This is a genomic window from Streptomyces boninensis (genome assembly GCF_048572725.1).
GTDB lineage: Bacteria > Actinomycetota > Actinomycetes > Streptomycetales > Streptomycetaceae > Streptomyces > Streptomyces boninensis.
Genome location: NZ_CP183837.1, coordinates 8,392,840 through 8,408,872, shown reverse-complemented (window position 1 = coordinate 8,408,872; position 16,033 = coordinate 8,392,840). Strand labels below are relative to the sequence as shown.

Sequence of the window (16,033 nt, the reverse complement as noted above, 5' to 3'; positions counted from 1 at the left end):
GAGGTCAGCCCTCCTCGTTGACGGCTGGTGCGCTTGCGCCGGGGGCGGTGGCGCTGCCGGGGTCGGCTGCGCCGTCGGTGACGGCGGTGAGGGACAGCACGCGGTGCAGGTCCTGCGGGACGTCGCGGCCGGCGGCCTCGCGTTCGGCGGCGTAGTCGCGGAGCATGCGGGCGAGTTCGGCGTCATCGCGGGCGCGGTCGGCGAGGTCGTGGATGTCCGTCACCGGGACGCCGGTGAACAGGCACTTCAGCACGGCCTGCCGCCAGTCGTGGGCGGGCAGGTGCTCGGCGCCGTATGGGCCGAGGGCTGCCGCCACCAGGCGCGTGTCGTTGGTGCGCAGCGCGTCGTGTACGAGCGGGAGGGCGTCGTCGCTGGGCTCGAGGTGCGGGAGCGCGGTGAGAATGGCGATGCGCTCTGCGGTGTCGCCGCGCTCGTAGATCCGGGTGGCCGCGTCGGTGTCGGCGCGGGCTGCTTGGAGCAGCAGGATGCGTACGGCCATGGCCTGCTCGCCGCCCGCGCGGCGGCGGGCGGCGGCGAAGTGGGCCTCCCAGGCCGGGATGGAGGGGCTGGGACCTGGCGCGCCCTTCGCCGCCTCGGTCAGGGCGTCGGCCAGCCAGGCGCGGGCGTCGGTGGGGAGGGCGGCGTCCACGGCGGCGCGGAGGGTGGCGGGGGTGGTGGTGCTGGGGTCGGGGGTGTCTGCGGTGTTCGTCATAGGGCGCCTCCTCGGGTGCTTGCCTCGGCTTCGGCGGCGCGGAGGAAGTCGAGGGAGGTACGGGCCAGTTCGGGGCCTGCGTGGGAGTCGCGGGGCAGCTCCACGCTGATCAGGCCGCGGTATCCGGTGGTCTGGAGGGCTTCGAGTACGGGCGGGAAGTTGATCTCGCCCTCGCCGAAGGGCAGGTGCTCGTGTACCCCGCGGTACATGTCCTCGATCTGAACATGTGCCAGCCAGGGCGCGGCGGCGCGTACGCAGTCGGCGGGCGGGGCCGGTTCCAGGCACTGGCAGTGGCCGATGTCGAGGGTGAGGGCGAGGGAGTCGGGGTCGCCGAGGGCGGTGCGGAGGCGGTGGAAGCAGTCGAGGTTGTGGAGGAGGTGGCCGGGTTCGGGTTCGACGGCGAGGGGGACGTTGGCGGCGGCCGCCGCCTCCAGGACGGGGGCGAGCTCGTCGGCGAGGCGCTTCCAGGCCTCGTCCTCGGGGACGCCGTGCGGGCGCTGGCCCGAGAAGCAGTGCACGGCGCCGGCGCCGAGGTCGGCGGCGACGCGTACCGCGGTCAGGAGCAGGCCGGCGCGGGCCTGGCGGGCGGCCGGGTCTGGGTCGAGGAGGGTGGGGTGGTGCTTGCGGCGGGGGTCGAGTACGTAGCGGGCGCCGGTCTCGATGGTGACGGAGAGGCCGGTATCGCTGAGGAGGCGGGCGACTTGGGCGGTGCGGGCCGGGAGGTCGGGGGCCAGCGGGTCGAGGTGCATGTGGTCGAGGGTCAGGGCGATGCCGTCGTATCCGAGGTCGGCGAGGAGGTGGGCGGCGTCTGTGAGGCGGAGGTCGGTGAGGCCGTTGGTGCCGTAGGCGAGTCGGAGAGGCGTCATGTGGCGCTCACCTTTCGCGCGACGCGGCGGGCGAGGGGGGCGAGGGCGGTGATGGCGGCGGCCGTGACGGGGTGCCCTGCGCGGGCGGCGAGGGCGGCTTGGAGGGGGATCATTGCGCGGATGCCGCCGCCGACTGCGCGCTGGGTGAGGAGGGGGGAGGGGTTGAGGGCGGCGTGGAGGGAGGGTTTGGCGGCGGTGGTGAAGTAGAGGGCGGCTGCCGCTGCGGTGGCCGCTGCCGCGGGGGTTGGGGGTTGGCGGCTGGTGTGGTGGCCGCTGCGAGGTCCGCTGTCGCGGAGGGTGTAGGTGATGGCGGTGGTGGCTGCGAGGGCGGCGAGGGGTGGGACGGTGGCGCCTCCCTCTGCCTCGCGGCGGGAGACGGTGGTTACGGCGTAGGTGTGGGCGGCCAGGAGGGTGGCTGCCGGGAGGGGGGTTGTGCGGCGGGGGGCAGTGGCGCGGAGGGGGGATGCCCCAGACCCGCCCCTTCCCGAAACCGGGGGGATGCCCCCGGGCCCCTTGACGGCAGATGCGGCTGCAGCTCGTGCGCTTGCTGAACCCAGCAGCAGGTCCAGGCCACGTGCTGCCGCCATTGCCGCCGGGCCCGCCGGAGTTTGTTTCAGGCGGAGGTCGTACGCCCAGACCGTGCCTGCCAGGGCCGTGGCCAGCGCCAGCGGTTTGCGGCCTGCGGCTGCTGCCAGGGAGAGGCCGGCTGCGGTTAGGGCTGTGGCTGCTGCCAGGGCGGCGCGTGGGCTGATGCGGCCCGATGGGATGGGGCGGTGGGGGCGTTCGATGGCGTCTACGTCGCGGTCGGCGTAGTCGTTCAGGGCCATGCCTGCCTCGTAGAGGCAGAGGGAGGCTCCTGCGGCCAGCAGCGTGCCCCGGTTCGGCCTGCGACCCGCCGCCGCGGCTCCGGCCAGCGCATCGCCGGGCACCGTGAACACCGCCGATATTCGCAGGAGTTCCGCCCATGCCCGTAGCTTGCCGCCGCGCGGCCGGGCCGGAGCCCGGGACGGGGCCGAGGCCGCCGCCGGAGCCGAGGCCGCCGCCTGGGTGGCGGTCGCGGCCGCGTCGCCAGTGTGCCGGGCAGCGGCGGGCAGCCAGGGTGGGGAAGCCCCCTGGTCTGCCCGACCGGCGCCCAGGCGGCCGGGGGCCGCAGGTACCTGGGTGGGGTCGGACGCGGCCGGGCGCTCGGCCTCTGGCGCCGAAGCGGCGGGCGCAGGCACCCGCTCGTCTGGCGCCGAGGCGGCGCGCACCCGGCCGTCCTCCGCCGCCGAGGCGCGCGCAGGCGCCCCCTCGGGCGGCCCCGCCGCCCCGGGGACAGCCCCCGCCGCACGTTCGGGCTCCGAAGCCGATGCGGGCCCGGACCCCGGCGCCGCTGACGCTGCGGACGCCAACTCAGCAGCCGACTGCGTCGACACTCGCGGCGTGCTCACGGATGGCGATCCGGGCTCCGCGCCAGCCGCTGCGGGCCCGGACTCCGGCGCCGCTGACTCCGCGGACGCCGGCTCAGCAGCCGACGACATCGGCACTCGCGGCGTGCCAGCAGCCCGCGATCCGGGCTCCGCACCAGCCGCTCCGTATCGCCGCCGCTCACCCCCGCCGGGTCCCCCCGGCGTCGCACGTACGGCCGCCGTCAGCGCGACCGCCGCACCCACCGCACCCACCACACCCACCACACCCACCACACCCGCAGCCAGGCCCAGCGCCCTCACTCCCACGCCCGCACCCAACCCGCACCGCCTCATCGCAGCCGCTCCGCCAACGACAGCAGCTCCGTCCATTGCTCCGCCAACCCCGCCGGACCACCGTCCGGGTCCTTGAAGTAGAAACCCAGCCCCGCGACCGGACCCCGCACCCCCCGCTCATCCGCCCGCGCCAGCAATCGCGCCAAGTCCAGGATCAACGGCGCCGCCAGCGCCGAATCGCAGCCCTGCCACGTCGTCTGCAAGACCATGCGCGTGCCCAGGAAGCCGTCGAACGCGATGTGGTCCCACGCCGTCTTCCAGTCGCCCAGAGACGGGACGTCGTCGATGTGGACCTCGCCCTCCGGCGCGCCGCCGGGCAACGTCTCTGCCAGCACCCGCTCCTTGCCCGCGTTCTTCGCCGCCGCGGCGCCCGGGTCCGCGGCGAGCGTGGCGCCGTCGCCGCCGCCGAGGAGGTTGGTGCCGGACCAGGCGCGGACCGTCAGCGCGCGCTGCGCGAACATCGGGCCGAGGACCGAGCGGAGCAGGGTCTGGCCCGTCTTGCCGTCGCGGCCCGCGTACGGGAGGTCCGCGGCAGCCGCGGCCGCCGCCAGCCGCGGGTGGTGCAGGCCCGTCGACGGGGTGAAGTTCACGTACGGGCAGCCGGCCCGCAGCGCCGCCGCCGCGTACAGGGAGCTGGGCGGGAACAAAGCCTCCGGGTCGTCGGGGGCCGGTTCCGTCGTTGATACGTTCACGACCACCACGCGCGCCAGGTCGTGGCGGTCGGCGAAGGACGTCATGTCCGCCGCCAGCGCGTCGATCAGCTCCGCCTCCGTACGCGCATCGCCCGGCTGCGGCCCGCCCGGCCGTATCTCCTCGTCCGCCGCCGCCAGTTCCGCCGCCACCGCCGCCGGCAGCCCGTGCGGCAGCACGCCGCCCGCGGCCAGTTCCTCCGCGCGCTTCGGCAGCGGCGTGGACGTCACGTCATGGCCGCCGAAGACCAGGTCCGACACGGCCGGCAGGCCCGAGTCCGCGAAGGGCGGCAGCTCCGTCACCATCCCCGTCGGCGGGTACATGCCCCCGGCCATGGCCGCGCATCCGGCCACCGCCGTGGTCGCCACCGAGCCGCGGGCGCCCACCAGCCACACGCCGGTCCGCCCGGTACGCCCGGTCCGCTCGCTCCCGCCGGGCTCGGCCCGGCCGGCCCCTCCCAGCCCGCCACCCACACGCCCTCGCTCAGAGCCAGAGCTCTCGCTTCGACTAGTCAACGGAAAAGACCTCCCACCGGTTCGCCACCAACCCCGCACCGACGGGGGCGGCGCCGCTGTGGCACCGCCCCCGCCGGGCGCGGTCAGGTGAGTTCCTTCACGCGGATGTTGCGGAACGACACATGGTCAGCGTCCCCATGGTTCTGGATGCCGATGTGACCGTCTACGAGGCTGCGGGCCGGCTCCGCGTTCGTGAAGTCGTTGATCTTCGCGCCGTTGAGCCAGATCTGCAGGTGCTCGCCTTCGACGCGGAGTTCGTACGTGTTCCACTCCCCCGGCGGGTTCAGCGCCGCGTCGCGCGCCGCGATGTCCGCCGACTGGAAGCCGTAGACCGAGCCCGTCGTCTTCTCCACGACATCCGTGGCGTCGATCTGGATCTCGTAGCCGTTGTCGACGGCCGTCCAGGGGTCGTCCGACGGCGGGAAGCCGATGAAGATGCCGGAGTTGGAGTCGCCGTCCATCTTCCAGGAGAGCTTCAGCGAGTACGCGTGCAGCTCCTTGGCCTCGTACCAGAACAGGCCCATCCCGCCGACCGACGACAGGGTGCCGTCCGCCAGCTCGAAGGACCCCGGGCCCGCCTGCTTCCAGCCCGTCGTCGACGTGCCGTCGAACAGAGCCGAATACCCCAGCTCCGGGCGGGCGTCCGCATGCGCCGCGCCGATCGCGTAGCGGATGCCGCCGAGGAGCATCTTGCGGAAGTTCTCCTCCGCGTACGACTCCTTCGTATGTCCCAGGCCCGTGTAGAAGACGCGGCCGCCCTCGTACTCCTGGCACCAGCTGATCGGGTGGTCCTCGCCCATGTTGCCGCCGGTGTACGAGGACTCGTCCAGGGTCGCCAGGACCTTCACGACCTCGCGCGGGTTCTTGCGGTAGTTGTACAGCTCGTCCGTGCGCTCCCAGACCGCCGGCAGGTGCGACGTCGCCGGGTGGGCGCGGTCTTCCACCAGCACCTTCACCGGCTGGATCGCCGGGTGCGAGTCGAAGTACGCGCCGACCAGGCCGCCGTAGAACGGCCAGTCGTACTCCGTGTCTGCGGCGGCGTGCACGCCGACATAGCCGCCGCCCGCCTTGATGTAGTCCTCGAAGGCGGTCTGCTGGGCGGCGTCCAGCACGTCGCCCGTGGTCGACAGGAAGACGACCGCCTTGTACTTCGCCAGGTTGCCCGGGTTGAAGTCGGCGGCGTTCTCCGTCGCCGTGACCGTGAAGGCGTTGTCCTTGCCGAGCTGCTGGATCGCGGCGATGCCGTCGGGGATGGAGTCGTGGCGGAAGCCGGCGGTCTTGGAGAAGACCAGGACGGCATCGTCGGCCTTCGGACAGGGCTTCGGCTTCGGCTTTCTACGGGCCGCGGCGTCGGTGGACATGGCGTGTGCGTTTCCACTCAGGGTCATGGCGCCCAGGATCGCGGTCGTGCCCAGCACGACCGAACGTCTCGATGGCTCAGGCATGCGAGTTACTCCAGTGAGGAGAAGGGGGCCCGCCCCGCCGGGGGCAGCCGGCGGGGCGGGAGGGGGTGTCAGCCGGTGGTGAAGGTGAAGTCGTCCACGTCGTAGAGCGCCCCGTCGCCGCTGCCCTTGAAGACGAGGTAGAGCGTGGTGGTGCCCGCCGGCGCGTTCGACAGATCCGCGCTGACGTCCTGGAACTTGTCCCAGCCGCCGGTCACCGGGACCTCCGTCGAGCCGAGCAGGGTGCCGTCCGCCGCCCCGGCGCGGATCTCCAGGGTGCCGCCGGTGCCGCCGGAGGAGATCCGGGCGCTCATCTTGGTGGCGCCCGCCAGCACATACGGCTTGAAGGAGATCCAGTCGCCGTTGTTGATGTCGCCGACCGTGGCGCCGCCGTGGGCGGTGGCCTTGTCCTGCGGTGCGACGCCCTTCATCTCGTCGTAGTGCTCGGCCTGCCGCTGGGTGGGCTGGACCTCGCTCTGGTCGTGGGTGGTCAGCGCCGCCTGGCCGCCGCCTCCGCCGTCGGTGTACTCGGCGTCGAAGACTCCGAAGACGTTCTCGGCCGGGTCATGGCCGCCGTCGATGGGCGTCTTGAGGGTGCCGGTGCAGCCGTTGGCCGAGGTGATCGGGTGGCCGTGACTGTCGTGGCCGAGGATGTACGTCACCTTGACCTTGGCGCAGTCGATCTCGCCGTCCTCGGGGTCGGTGACCTTCACCTCGAACGGGATCTCGTCGCCGAACTTGAACAGCTGCCCGTCCGCGGGCTTCTGCAGCTCCACCGTGGGGGCGGTGTTGCCGACGATCACCTGCACGCCGGCGGTGCCGGTGTTGCCCTTCTCGTCCTTGACGGTGAGCTTGGCCGTGTAGGTGCCGTTCTCGGTGTACGTGTGCGTGGGGTTGGCATCGGTGGAGTTGCCGCCGTCGCCGAAGTCCCAGGCGTACGTCAGCTCGGTGCTGTCGCCGTCACTGGTCCCCTCGGAGGAGAACTTCACCTCCAGCGGTGCCTGCCCGTTGGTCTTGTCGGACTTGGCCGCGGCGATCGGTGAGAGGCCGTTGGGGGCGTTCTCGATCCGGTAGAGAGCCGAGTTCTCGTCGCCGTTGAAGTAGCCGGTGCCGTAGTCGAGGACGTACAGGGCGCCGTCGGTGCCGAACGCCATGTCCATCACCTGGGTGCCGGACCACGGGAAATCGTTGATCGACTGGACCGTGCCGGAGGAGTCCTCCTGTATCCGCTTGATCCACTTGCGGCCGAACTCGCCCAGGAAGACGTTCTTGTCGTACGACTCCGGGAACTTGATCTTCGAGTCCGAGGCGGCGTCGTAGTGGTAGACCGGGCCGCCCATCGGCGACTCGGAGCCGTTGCCGAACTCCGGCACACTCGCGCCGTCGTACGGGATCCAGGCGTTCTGCGCCGGCGGCAGGTCGGTCAGGCCCGTGTTGTGCGGCGAGTTGTTCTTCGGCGCCGCGCAGTCGAACTTCCCGCCGGACTCCTTCGTACCGAAGTCGTAGTCGTTGTACGCGTCGTTCTTGCCCGTGCAGTACGGCCAGCCGAAGTTGCCGGCCTTGGTGACGCGGGCGAACTCGACCTGTCCGCCGGGCCCGCGGTTCGGGTCGGCGGCCGCGGCGTCGGGGCCGTAGTCGCCTACATAGACGATGCCGGTGGCCTTGTCGACGGAGAAGCGGAAGGGGTTGCGGAAGCCCATCGCGTAGATCTCGGGGCGGGCCTTCTCCGTCCCGGGCGCGAAGAGGTTGCCCTCCGGCGTCGTGTACGTGCCGTCGTCCTTGACCTTGACGCGCAGGATCTTGCCGCGCAGGTCGTTGGTGTTGCCGGCGGAGCGCTGGGCGTCGAAGGCCGGGTTGCGGTCGGCGCGCTCGTCGATCGGCGAGTAGCCGTCGGACTGGAACGGGTTGGTGTCGTCACCGGTCGACAGGTAGAGGTTGCCGTCCTTGTCGAAGTCGATATCGCCGCCGACGTGGCAGCAGATGCCGCGGGACGCGGGGACGTCGAGGACCTTCTTCTCGGACGCGGCGTCGAGGGTGCCGTCTTCCTTCAGTACGAAGCGGGAGAGGCGGTTGACGCCGTCAAACTTCGCGAAGTCGGCGGCGGTGCCGGTCTCCGGGGCGTCGCCTGTGGGGGTGTCGAGCGGGGGCGCGTAGTAGAGGTAGATCGCCCGGTTCTGGGCGAAGTTGGGGTCTACGCCGACGCCCTGGAGGCCCTCCTCGTCGTGGCTGTATACGTCCAGCTTGCCGGCGAGCTTGGTGTCGCCGTCCTTGCTGGTCAGCCACAGCTCGCCGTCGCGGGAGGTGTGGAGGGCGGAGTTGTCCGGGAGGAGCGCGAGCGTCATCGGCTCGCCCATCTCGGCTTCGCCCTTGGCGAGGGGGACCTGCTGGAAGGTTTCTGCCTTGGGCTTCTTGTCGGCGTCGGTCATCGGCTTGGCCGCGGCGCCGCCGGCGAGGCCGGTCAGGACGAGGAGGGCCGCGGCTATGAGGGCGGTGAGGCTTCTTAGTCGGAGCACGCTGGGGGTCTCCTGACGAGATGTTGTGGGGTTTTGTCAGGTTCATTACAGGACGGTAAACGGCTTTGACCGCCCCGTGAAGCCCTTTGACAGCGGCGAGTTGAAACTTTTACCTCTGGCGGGACAAAGGCGCATGCGTTGCGTCGCGCTTCGCCTTCGGCGGCTCTTCCCTCCCGCCCGCCCGTTCCTGTCGCACCGAGCAACGGGCGGGCGGGAGGGCAGGCTTACTCCCCGCCCCCGAAAGCCGCGTCGAACGACGCCTGCGGCGGCTCGAAGTCCAGCTCCTTCAGCTTGCGCAGCGCCTCCGGCGCCCCCTGCAGCCGGTCCATCCCCGCGTCCTCCCACTCCACCGAGATCGGCCCGGTGTAGTCGATCGACCGCAGCATCCGGAAGCAGTCCTCCCATGGCACATCCCCGTGCCCGGCCGACACGAAGTCCCAGCCCCGCCGCGGATCCCCCCACGGCAGATGCGACCCCAGCCGCCCGTTGCGCCCGTCCAGGCGCTTCCGCGCCTCCTTGCAGTCGACGTGGTAGATGCGGTCCTTGAAGTCCCACAGGAAGCCGACCGGGTCGAGGTCCTGCCAGACGAAGTGCGACGGGTCGAAGTTCAGCCCGAACGCCGGCCGGTGGCCGATCGCCTCCATCGCCTGATGCGTCGTCCAGTAGTCGTACGCGATCTCGCTCGGGTGCACCTCGTGCGCGAAGCGCACGCCCTCGGCGTCGAAGACGTCCAGGATCGGGTTCCAGCGCTCGGCGAAGTCCTCGTAACCCCGCTCGATCATCCCGGGCACCACCGGCGGGAACATCGCCACCAGATGCCAGATCGACGACCCGGTGAAGCCGATGACCGTCTCCACCCCGAAGGCGGCCGCGGCCCGCGCGGTGTCCTTGATCCGCTGCGCGGCCCGCTGCCGTACGCCCTCGGGGTCGCCGTCGCCCCAGATGTCGCCCGGGAGGATCGCCTGGTGCCGCTCGTCGATGGGGTTGTCGCAGACGGCCTGGCCGACGAGGTGGTTGGAGATCGCCCAGCACTTCAGGCCGTACTTGTCGAGCAGCTGGTGGCGACTGTCGAGGTAGCCCGGGTCGCTGAGCGCCTTGTCGACCTCGAAGTGATCGCCCCAGCAGGCCAGCTCCAGGCCGTCGTAGCCGAAGTCGCGGGCCAGCCGGCAGACCTCCTCGAGCGGCAGGTCGGCCCACTGTCCGGTGAACAGGGTGAACTGACGGGGCATGCTGCGACTCCTTCTGTACAGAACGGTTCTTCAGTCGACGGCGGTGTAGACGGCGTTCTTCTCCGCGCTCTCCTCCACGGCGGCCAGCACCCGCTGCACCTGCAGCCCGTCCTCGAAGGACGGCGCGGGCTGCTCGCCCGCCGCGATGGCGGTGACCAGGTCGCGGGCCTGGTGGACGAAGGTGTGCTCGTAGCCGAGGCCGTGCCCGGGCGGCCACCAGCCCTCCAGGTACGGATGCTCGGGCTCGGTGACCAGGACCCGGCGGAAGCCCGCGAGCTGCGGATCCTCGGCGTGGTCGTGGTACTGCAGCTCGTTCAGCCGCTCCAGGTCGAAGGCGAGGGAGCCGAGCTCGCCGTTCAGCTCCACCGACATGGCGTTCTTACGGCCGGCGGCCATCCGGCTCACCTCGAAGGTGGCCAGCGCCCCGCCCGCCATCCGCCCGCTGAAGACCGCCGCGTCGTCCACGGTGACCCGCCCGCGCCCGGCGCCCGCAGCCCCGGACAGGCCCGCCGCCTCGGCCGGCAGCGGCCGCTCCTTGACGAAGGTCTCCGTATGCGCGGACACCCCGGCGACCCGCTCCCCCGCCAGGTACTGCGCGAGGTCGACGATGTGCGCGCCCAGGTCGCCGAGCGCCCCGGACCCGGCGTGCTCGCGCTGCAGCCGCCAGGCGAGCGGGAAGTCCGGGTCCATCAGCCAGTCCTGCAGATACGTCAGGCGTACGTGCCTGAGCGCCCCGAGCCGCCCGTCGGCGACCAGCTTCCTGGCGTACGAAAGCGCGGGCACCCGGCGGTAGTTGAAGCCCACCATCGCCAGCTGGCCGCGCTCGCGGGCCCGGCGGGCGGCCTCGACCATCGCCTCGGCCTCGGCGACGTTGTTGGCGAGGGGCTTCTCGCACAGGACGTGCTTGCCCGCCTCCAGCGCGGCGATGGCGATCTCGGCGTGGCTGTCGCCGGGCGTGCAGACGTCGACGAGCTGCACATCGTCGCGCTGGATCAGGGCCCGCCAGTCGGTCTCGGTGGCGGCCCAGCCCAACTGCCGGGCAGCGGCTTGCACCTTGGCCTCGTCGCGCCCGCACACGGCCGCCATGGCCGGGCGCAGCGGCAGGTCGAAGGCCCGGGCGGCGGTCCGCCAGCCCTGGGAGTGGGCGGCTCCCATGAAGGCGTAGCCGACCATGCCCACGCCGAGTGCGGGCTTGTCGCTGGTGTCGGTCTCCTCGGACATGTATCTCCTAGCTGTCTTGAGCTGCGTTCCCCCCTGCGTGCTGTCCGGCCTACTTGAAGCCGGTCGGCAGGTATTGATCGATGTTCTTCTTGTCGACAACCGCGGAGTACAGGGTGATCGAGGCGGGGATCTCGAACTCCGCCAGCCCGCCGATGCCCTTGGACTGGCCGAGCGCCCTGGCCAGGTCGATGGCGGAGGCGGCCATGGTGGGCGGGTAGAGGACGGTGGCCTTCATGACGGTGTTGTCGGCCTTGATCTGGTCCATGACGTGCTTGGAGCCGGCACCGCCGACCATCAGGAAGCCCTCCCGGCCGGCCTGCTTGATGGCGCTCTCGGCGCCCACGCCCTGGTCGTCGTCGTGGTTCCACAGGGCGTCGAACTTCTTCTGGCCCTGCAGCAGGTCCGCCATCTTCTTCTGGCCGGACTCGACCGTGAACTCGGCGGCCTGGCGGGCCACGATCTCGCAGTTCTTGTAGTTCTTCAGCGCGTCCCTGAAGCCCTTGCTGCGCTGCTTGGTCAGCTCCAGGGTGTCCATGCCGGCGAGCTCGACGACCTTGGCGGCCTTCTTGTCCTTCATGGCGCGGCCGATGTAGTGCCCGGCGTTCAGGCCCATGCCGTAGTTGTCGCCGCCGATCCAGCAGCGGGAGGCCTGCGGGGTGGCGAAGGCGCGGTCGAGGTTGACGACCGGGATGTTCGCCTCCATGGCCTTCAGCCCTGCCTGGGTGAGGGCCTTGCCGTCTGCCGGGAGGATGACGATGACGTCGACCTTCTGGTTGATCAGCGTCTCGATCGAACCCGACTGGGTGGCGGCGTCATTGGAGCCCTCGACGGCCCGGAAGGTGATGTCCTCGTATTCCTTGGCGCGCTTGCGGGCCTGGTCGTTGATGGCGTTGAGCCAGCCGTGGTCGGCCTGCGGCCCGGAGAAGCCGATGGTGACCTGCTTGCCCTTCTTCTTGTCGGCGACGGCGGCCTTGTTGTCGGTGCCGCCGTCGTCGCCGCCGTCGTCGGAGTTGGACGTACAGGCGGTGAGGAAGCCGCCGGCGGCGATGGCGCCGGCACCGAAGAGCATGTTTCTGCGACTGGTGAGGGGCGATTCAGGCATGGCGGAGCCTTTCTGCGTGAGCGGGGTGAGGGCGAGCGGGGTCAGGCATCAGCTGCGTTGCGGCTCGTTCGGTGCTGGATCAGCACGGCGAGGACGATGATTCCGCCCTTGGCGATCTGCTGGACGGCCGTCTCGAGGTTGTTGAGGATGAAGATGTTCTGGATCATGGTGAAGACAAGCACGCCGAGCACCGAGCCGACGATCGTGCCGCGGCCGCCGCTGAGCAACGTGCCGCCGATGATCGCCGCGGCGATGGCGTCCAGTTCGTAGAGGTTGCCGTTGGTGTTCTGGCCGGAGCCGCTGAGGACGACCAGCATGAAGGCGGCGATGCCGCAGCACAGCCCGGACAGCACGAACAGCACGAGCCGCTGCCGGTTGATATTGATGCCGGCCAGCCGCGCGGCCTCGGGGTTGCCGCCGAGGGCGACGGTGCGGCGGCCGAAGGTGGTGCGGTTGAGCAGCAGCCAGCCGAGCACCGCGATCACCGCGAAGATGATCACGAGCGGCGGAATGCCCAGCACGAACGACTTCGGCAGCGCCAGGTCGGTGACCGAATTGACCTCCACGATCTGGGTGTTGCCGCTGGAAATCTGCAGCGCCAGGCCGCGCGCGGAGGCGAGCATGGCCAGCGTCGCGATGAACGGCACCATCCCGCCGTACGAGATGAGCACCCCGTTCACCAGGCCGCAGCCGACGCCGACGATCACCGCGGTGAAGAGAATGCCGGTGAACCCGTAGTCCTGGGTCGCCACCGTCGTCGCCCACACCGAGGCGAGCGCCACGATCGCGCCTACGGACAGATCGATGCCGCCGCCGATGATGACCAGGGTCATGCCGACCGTAACGACGCCGATGATGGAGCCCTGGGTGAGGATCAGCCGGAAGTTGGCCCACTCCAGGAACTCGTCGGGCTTGGTGACGCCGCCGACCACGATCAGTGCGGCCAGCACGGCGAGCAGCGACAGTACGCGCAGATCGGCGCGCTGCAGCAGCAGACGCAGCGGGGAGGCCGGGCCCGGGGCGCCGGCCTTGTCCGCGGTCACGGTCTCCGGAGAGCTCAGCACGGTCAGCTTCCTTCCATCACCAGGTCAAGTACGCGGTGTTCATCGAGCTCCTGGGCCGGCGCGGTGTGCACCACCCGGCCCTCGCGCAGCACGATCACCCGGTCGGCGAGCCCGAGCACCTCGGGGATCTCGCTCGATACGAGCAGCACGGCGACGCCCTCGTCGGCGAGCCGGCGGATCAGGGCGTACAGCTCGGCGCGGGCGCCGACGTCCACGCCTCGCGTCGGCTCATCAAGCAGCAGCACCTTGCAGCCGCGCAGCAGCCAGCGGGCGAGGACCGCCTTCTGCTGGTTGCCGCCGGAGAGGGTGCGGATGAGGGCGTCGGGGTTGTCGGGGCGCAGCGACAGGTCGCGCACGGCCTCGCGGGTGGCGGTGCGCTCGCCTCCGCGGTCCAGCCAGCTGCCGCGGGAGAAGCGGGACAGCGAGGAGATGGAGACGTTGCGGGTGACGGACTCCATCATGAGCAGCGCCTGCGCCTTGCGCTCCTCGGGCGCGAGCCCGAGCCCGGCGCGTACGGCGGCGGGGACGCTGCCGGGCCGCAGCGGCTCGCCTTCGACGGTGATCCGCCCCGCGGTGGGCTTGCGGGCGCCGAAGACGGTCTCGAGGATCTCGGAGCGGCCGGAGCCAACGAGCCCGGCGAGGCCGACGATCTCCCCGGGGTACAGCTCGAAGTCCACCGGCGCGAACTCCCCGGCCAGCTCCAGGCCTTCGGCCTTGAGCACCGGCTGCCCTTTGCGCACGTCGCTGATGGCCTTCTCCGGGAAGGCGTACTCGACATTGCGCCCGGTCATGAGCGAGACGATCTCGGGGGTCGGCGTCGACTCGGCGGGCAGCCCGCGGGCCGCGTGCCGGCCGTCCTTCAGTACGGTCACGCGGTCGCCGATCCGGCGGATCTCCTCCAGCCGGTGCGAGATGTAGATGACGGCGACGCCCTCGGCGGTGAGGTCGGCGACGATACGGAAGAGGTTGTCGACCTCGTCGGGGTCGAGGGCGGCAGACGGCTCGTCCATGACGATGAGCTTCACGTCGTGGGAGAGCGCGCGGGCCATGGAGACGATCTGCTGCCCGGCGGCGGAGAGCGAGCCGACGATCGTGCCCGGGCCGATCTCCGGATGGCCGAGCCGCTTCAGCAGCTCCGCGGTGCGCTGTTTCGCCTCGCGGCGCCGTACGAAGCCTTTGGATGCCACCTCGTGACCCAGATAGACGTTCTCCGCCACGGACAAGTGCCGTACGAGGTCGAGCTCTTGGTAGATGGTCGCGATGCCGAGCCGCATCGCGGCCATCGGCGACTTCAGCTCGGTGCGCGCGCCCTGCCAGACGATCTCGCCGCCGTCCGGCTGGTGGGCGCCGGCGAGCACCTTGATCAGGGTGGACTTGCCGGCGCCGTTCTGGCCGAGCAGGCAGTGCACCTCACCGGCGGCGACGTCCAGGTCGACGCCGTCGAGGGCGCGGACGCCGGGGAAGGACTTGGTGATGCCCGACATCGTGAGCAAGGGGGGTGAGGCGGGTGGTGTCGAGGGTGTTGCCATCGTTCTCCTCGAGGAGGCGGTGCGCTGGCGGAACTTGGCAAGGGGGCATCGCGGATTGGCGTTACCTGGTGTTATGCGTGCGCGGTGGTGCGGCTCGTGCGGTGGCGCTGTTCGCTGACTACGCGGGTGAGAAGAGGTGATCGCTGGTGAGCCGGGCCGCGCCGATGACGCCGGCGGTGGGCCCCAATTCACCCAGCACGATGGGCAGATTGCCGGTCGCCAGCGGCAGCGACTGGCGGTAAACCTGCGTACGGATGGACGCGAGGAGGTTGTGACCGAGTCCGGTCACCCCGCCCCCAATCACCACCAGACCAGGATTGAAGAAGCTGACCAGACCGGCGATCACCTGTCCGGTACGGGTCCCGCCCTCGCGGATCAGCTCCAGGGCGCAGGTGTCCCCGGCGACGGCCGCCGCGGCCACGTCGGAGGCGGCGAGCACGCCCTGGTCGTCGAGACGCTGGGCGAGTTCCGGCGACCGCCCCTCGCGGGCCGCGTGCTCCGCGTCCCGCGCGAGCGCCGCGCCGCCGAAGTACGCCTCCAGGCAGCCGCGGTTGCCGCAGGCGCACTGGCGCCCGTCCACCTCCACCTGGATGTGGCCGATGTCGCCGGCGGAGCCGTTCGTACCGCGATAGACGTCGCCGCCCACCACGATGCCGCAGCCGATGCCCGTACCGATCTTGACGCAGAGGAAGTCGCGCACGCTGCGGGCGACGCCCGCGTGCTGCTCCCCCAGCGCCATCAGGTTCACGTCGTTGTCGACCATGACCGGGCAGCCCAGCTCCTGGCTGAGCGCCTCGCGCACCGGGAAGCCGTCCCAGCCGGGCATGATCGGCGGTGATACTGGGACGCCCTCGGGGAAGCGGACGGGACCCGGGACGCCGATGCCGGCGCCGTCGAAGCCCTCCGCCACCCCGGAGGCGCGGAGCTTCGCCGCCATCGCCAGCGCCTGCTCGAAGATCGCGACCGGACCTTCCCGTACGTCCATGGGGTGGGTCAGGTGGCCGAGGATCTCCAGCTCGGCGTTGGTCACGGCGACGTCGACCGAGGTCGCGCCGATGTCGACGCCCAGGAAGCGGAGTCCGGGCGCGAGGCGGATGTTGTGCGAGCGGCGGCCGCCGCGGGAGGCGGCGAGCCCGTCGGCGACGACGAGCCCGGTCTCCAGCAGCCGGTCGATCTCCACCGCGAGCTTCGAGCGGGAGAGCTCCACCAGGTCGCCGAGTTGCGCACGCGAGCTGGGACCACCGTCACGCAGCAGGCGGAGCAGCCGCGCCTGGTGCGCGTTCGCGGGCCGTGCCGTCATGCGCCTCACGCTGTCCCTCCCCGCCGTCACTTCGGCCGTGCTGCTTCCTTCGGTCAAGGGGAAATTAGCAGCGGATGCCGGAACGGGGAAGAAGTTTCGCAGCAACTG

At 71.2% G+C, this 16,033-nt stretch carries 12 protein-coding genes; all 12 read right to left on the bottom strand.

Going from position 1 to position 16,033, the window contains the following annotated elements:
* Nucleotides 1-4: 4 nt before the first annotated feature.
* The 12 genes from ACNNMR_RS37910 to ACNNMR_RS37855 all read right to left on the bottom strand — a co-directional run bounded on the left by ACNNMR_RS37910 (nucleotide 5) and on the right by ACNNMR_RS37855 (nucleotide 15,925).
* Complete coding sequence (locus tag ACNNMR_RS37910; RefSeq protein WP_419999253.1) at nucleotides 5-712, bottom strand: EboA domain-containing protein; 708 nt, start codon at nucleotides 710-712, stop codon at nucleotides 5-7.
* Nucleotides 709-1,578: a sugar phosphate isomerase/epimerase family protein gene (locus ACNNMR_RS37905; RefSeq protein WP_419999252.1), complete on the bottom strand. Its 870-nt coding sequence runs from the start codon at nucleotides 1,576-1,578 to the stop codon at nucleotides 709-711. The genes ACNNMR_RS37910 and ACNNMR_RS37905 overlap by 4 nt, the downstream gene beginning before the upstream one ends.
* Complete coding sequence (locus tag ACNNMR_RS37900; protein WP_420000620.1) at nucleotides 1,575-2,714, bottom strand: SCO3242 family prenyltransferase; 1,140 nt, start codon at nucleotides 2,712-2,714, stop codon at nucleotides 1,575-1,577. The genes ACNNMR_RS37905 and ACNNMR_RS37900 overlap by 4 nt, the downstream gene beginning before the upstream one ends.
* Nucleotides 2,715-3,316: 602 nt before the next feature.
* Nucleotides 3,317-4,471, bottom strand: a complete 1,155-nt coding sequence (locus tag ACNNMR_RS37895) for an inositol-3-phosphate synthase (RefSeq protein ID WP_420000619.1) — start codon at nucleotides 4,469-4,471, stop codon at nucleotides 3,317-3,319.
* A 137-nt stretch (nucleotides 4,472-4,608) separates the two neighbouring features.
* Entirely contained in the window at nucleotides 4,609-5,913 is a 1,305-nt protein-coding gene (locus tag ACNNMR_RS37890; protein ID WP_419999251.1) for a ThuA domain-containing protein, read from the bottom strand.
* Between the two features lie 125 nt (nucleotides 5,914-6,038).
* On the bottom strand, nucleotides 6,039-8,480 hold the full coding sequence (locus ACNNMR_RS37885) for a PQQ-dependent sugar dehydrogenase (protein ID WP_419999250.1): 2,442 nt from the start codon (nucleotides 8,478-8,480) through the stop codon (nucleotides 6,039-6,041).
* A 224-nt stretch (nucleotides 8,481-8,704) separates the two neighbouring features.
* The gene (locus tag ACNNMR_RS37880) at nucleotides 8,705-9,709 is read right to left on the bottom strand and encodes a sugar phosphate isomerase/epimerase family protein (protein WP_419999249.1); all 1,005 of its coding nucleotides are present in this window, start codon (nucleotides 9,707-9,709) and stop codon (nucleotides 8,705-8,707) included.
* Nucleotides 9,710-9,739: 30 nt separating this feature from the next.
* Nucleotides 9,740-10,930, bottom strand: a complete 1,191-nt coding sequence (locus tag ACNNMR_RS37875; RefSeq protein WP_419999248.1) for a Gfo/Idh/MocA family protein — start codon at nucleotides 10,928-10,930, stop codon at nucleotides 9,740-9,742.
* Nucleotides 10,931-10,979: 49 nt separating this feature from the next.
* Entirely contained in the window at nucleotides 10,980-12,032 is a 1,053-nt protein-coding gene (locus ACNNMR_RS37870; RefSeq protein ID WP_419999247.1) for a substrate-binding domain-containing protein, read from the bottom strand.
* A 41-nt stretch (nucleotides 12,033-12,073) separates the two neighbouring features.
* Nucleotides 12,074-13,102, bottom strand: a complete 1,029-nt coding sequence (locus tag ACNNMR_RS37865; RefSeq protein ID WP_420000618.1) for an ABC transporter permease — start codon at nucleotides 13,100-13,102, stop codon at nucleotides 12,074-12,076.
* Nucleotides 13,099-14,625 carry a sugar ABC transporter ATP-binding protein gene (locus tag ACNNMR_RS37860; protein ID WP_419999246.1) on the bottom strand — a complete coding sequence of 509 codons (1,527 nt, stop codon included), beginning with the start codon at nucleotides 14,623-14,625 and terminating at the stop codon, nucleotides 13,099-13,101. The genes ACNNMR_RS37865 and ACNNMR_RS37860 overlap by 4 nt, the downstream gene beginning before the upstream one ends.
* Nucleotides 14,626-14,743: 118 nt before the next feature.
* Nucleotides 14,744-15,925 (bottom strand): ROK family protein, encoded by a 1,182-nt coding sequence (locus ACNNMR_RS37855; protein ID WP_419999245.1) that lies wholly within the window; start codon nucleotides 15,923-15,925, stop codon nucleotides 14,744-14,746.
* Nucleotides 15,926-16,033: the final 108 nt, after the last annotated feature.

Excerpts from the sequence above, each read along its gene's own strand:
- ACNNMR_RS37910 (WP_419999253.1), bottom strand. The coding sequence starts at position 712 with ATGACGAACACCGCAGACACCCCCGACCCCAGCACCACCACCCCCGCC.
- ACNNMR_RS37905 (WP_419999252.1), bottom strand. The coding sequence starts at position 1,578 with ATGACGCCTCTCCGACTCGCCTACGGCACCAACGGCCTCACCGACCTC.
- ACNNMR_RS37890 (WP_419999251.1), bottom strand. The coding sequence starts at position 5,913 with ATGACCCTGAGTGGAAACGCACACGCCATGTCCACCGACGCCGCGGCC.
- ACNNMR_RS37880 (WP_419999249.1), bottom strand. The coding sequence starts at position 9,709 with ATGCCCCGTCAGTTCACCCTGTTCACCGGACAGTGGGCCGACCTGCCG.
- ACNNMR_RS37875 (WP_419999248.1), bottom strand. The coding sequence starts at position 10,930 with ATGTCCGAGGAGACCGACACCAGCGACAAGCCCGCACTCGGCGTGGGC.
- ACNNMR_RS37870 (WP_419999247.1), bottom strand. The coding sequence starts at position 12,032 with ATGCCTGAATCGCCCCTCACCAGTCGCAGAAACATGCTCTTCGGTGCC.
- ACNNMR_RS37860 (WP_419999246.1), bottom strand. The coding sequence starts at position 14,625 with ATGGCAACACCCTCGACACCACCCGCCTCACCCCCCTTGCTCACGATG.
- ACNNMR_RS37855 (WP_419999245.1), bottom strand. The coding sequence starts at position 15,925 with ATGACGGCACGGCCCGCGAACGCGCACCAGGCGCGGCTGCTCCGCCTG.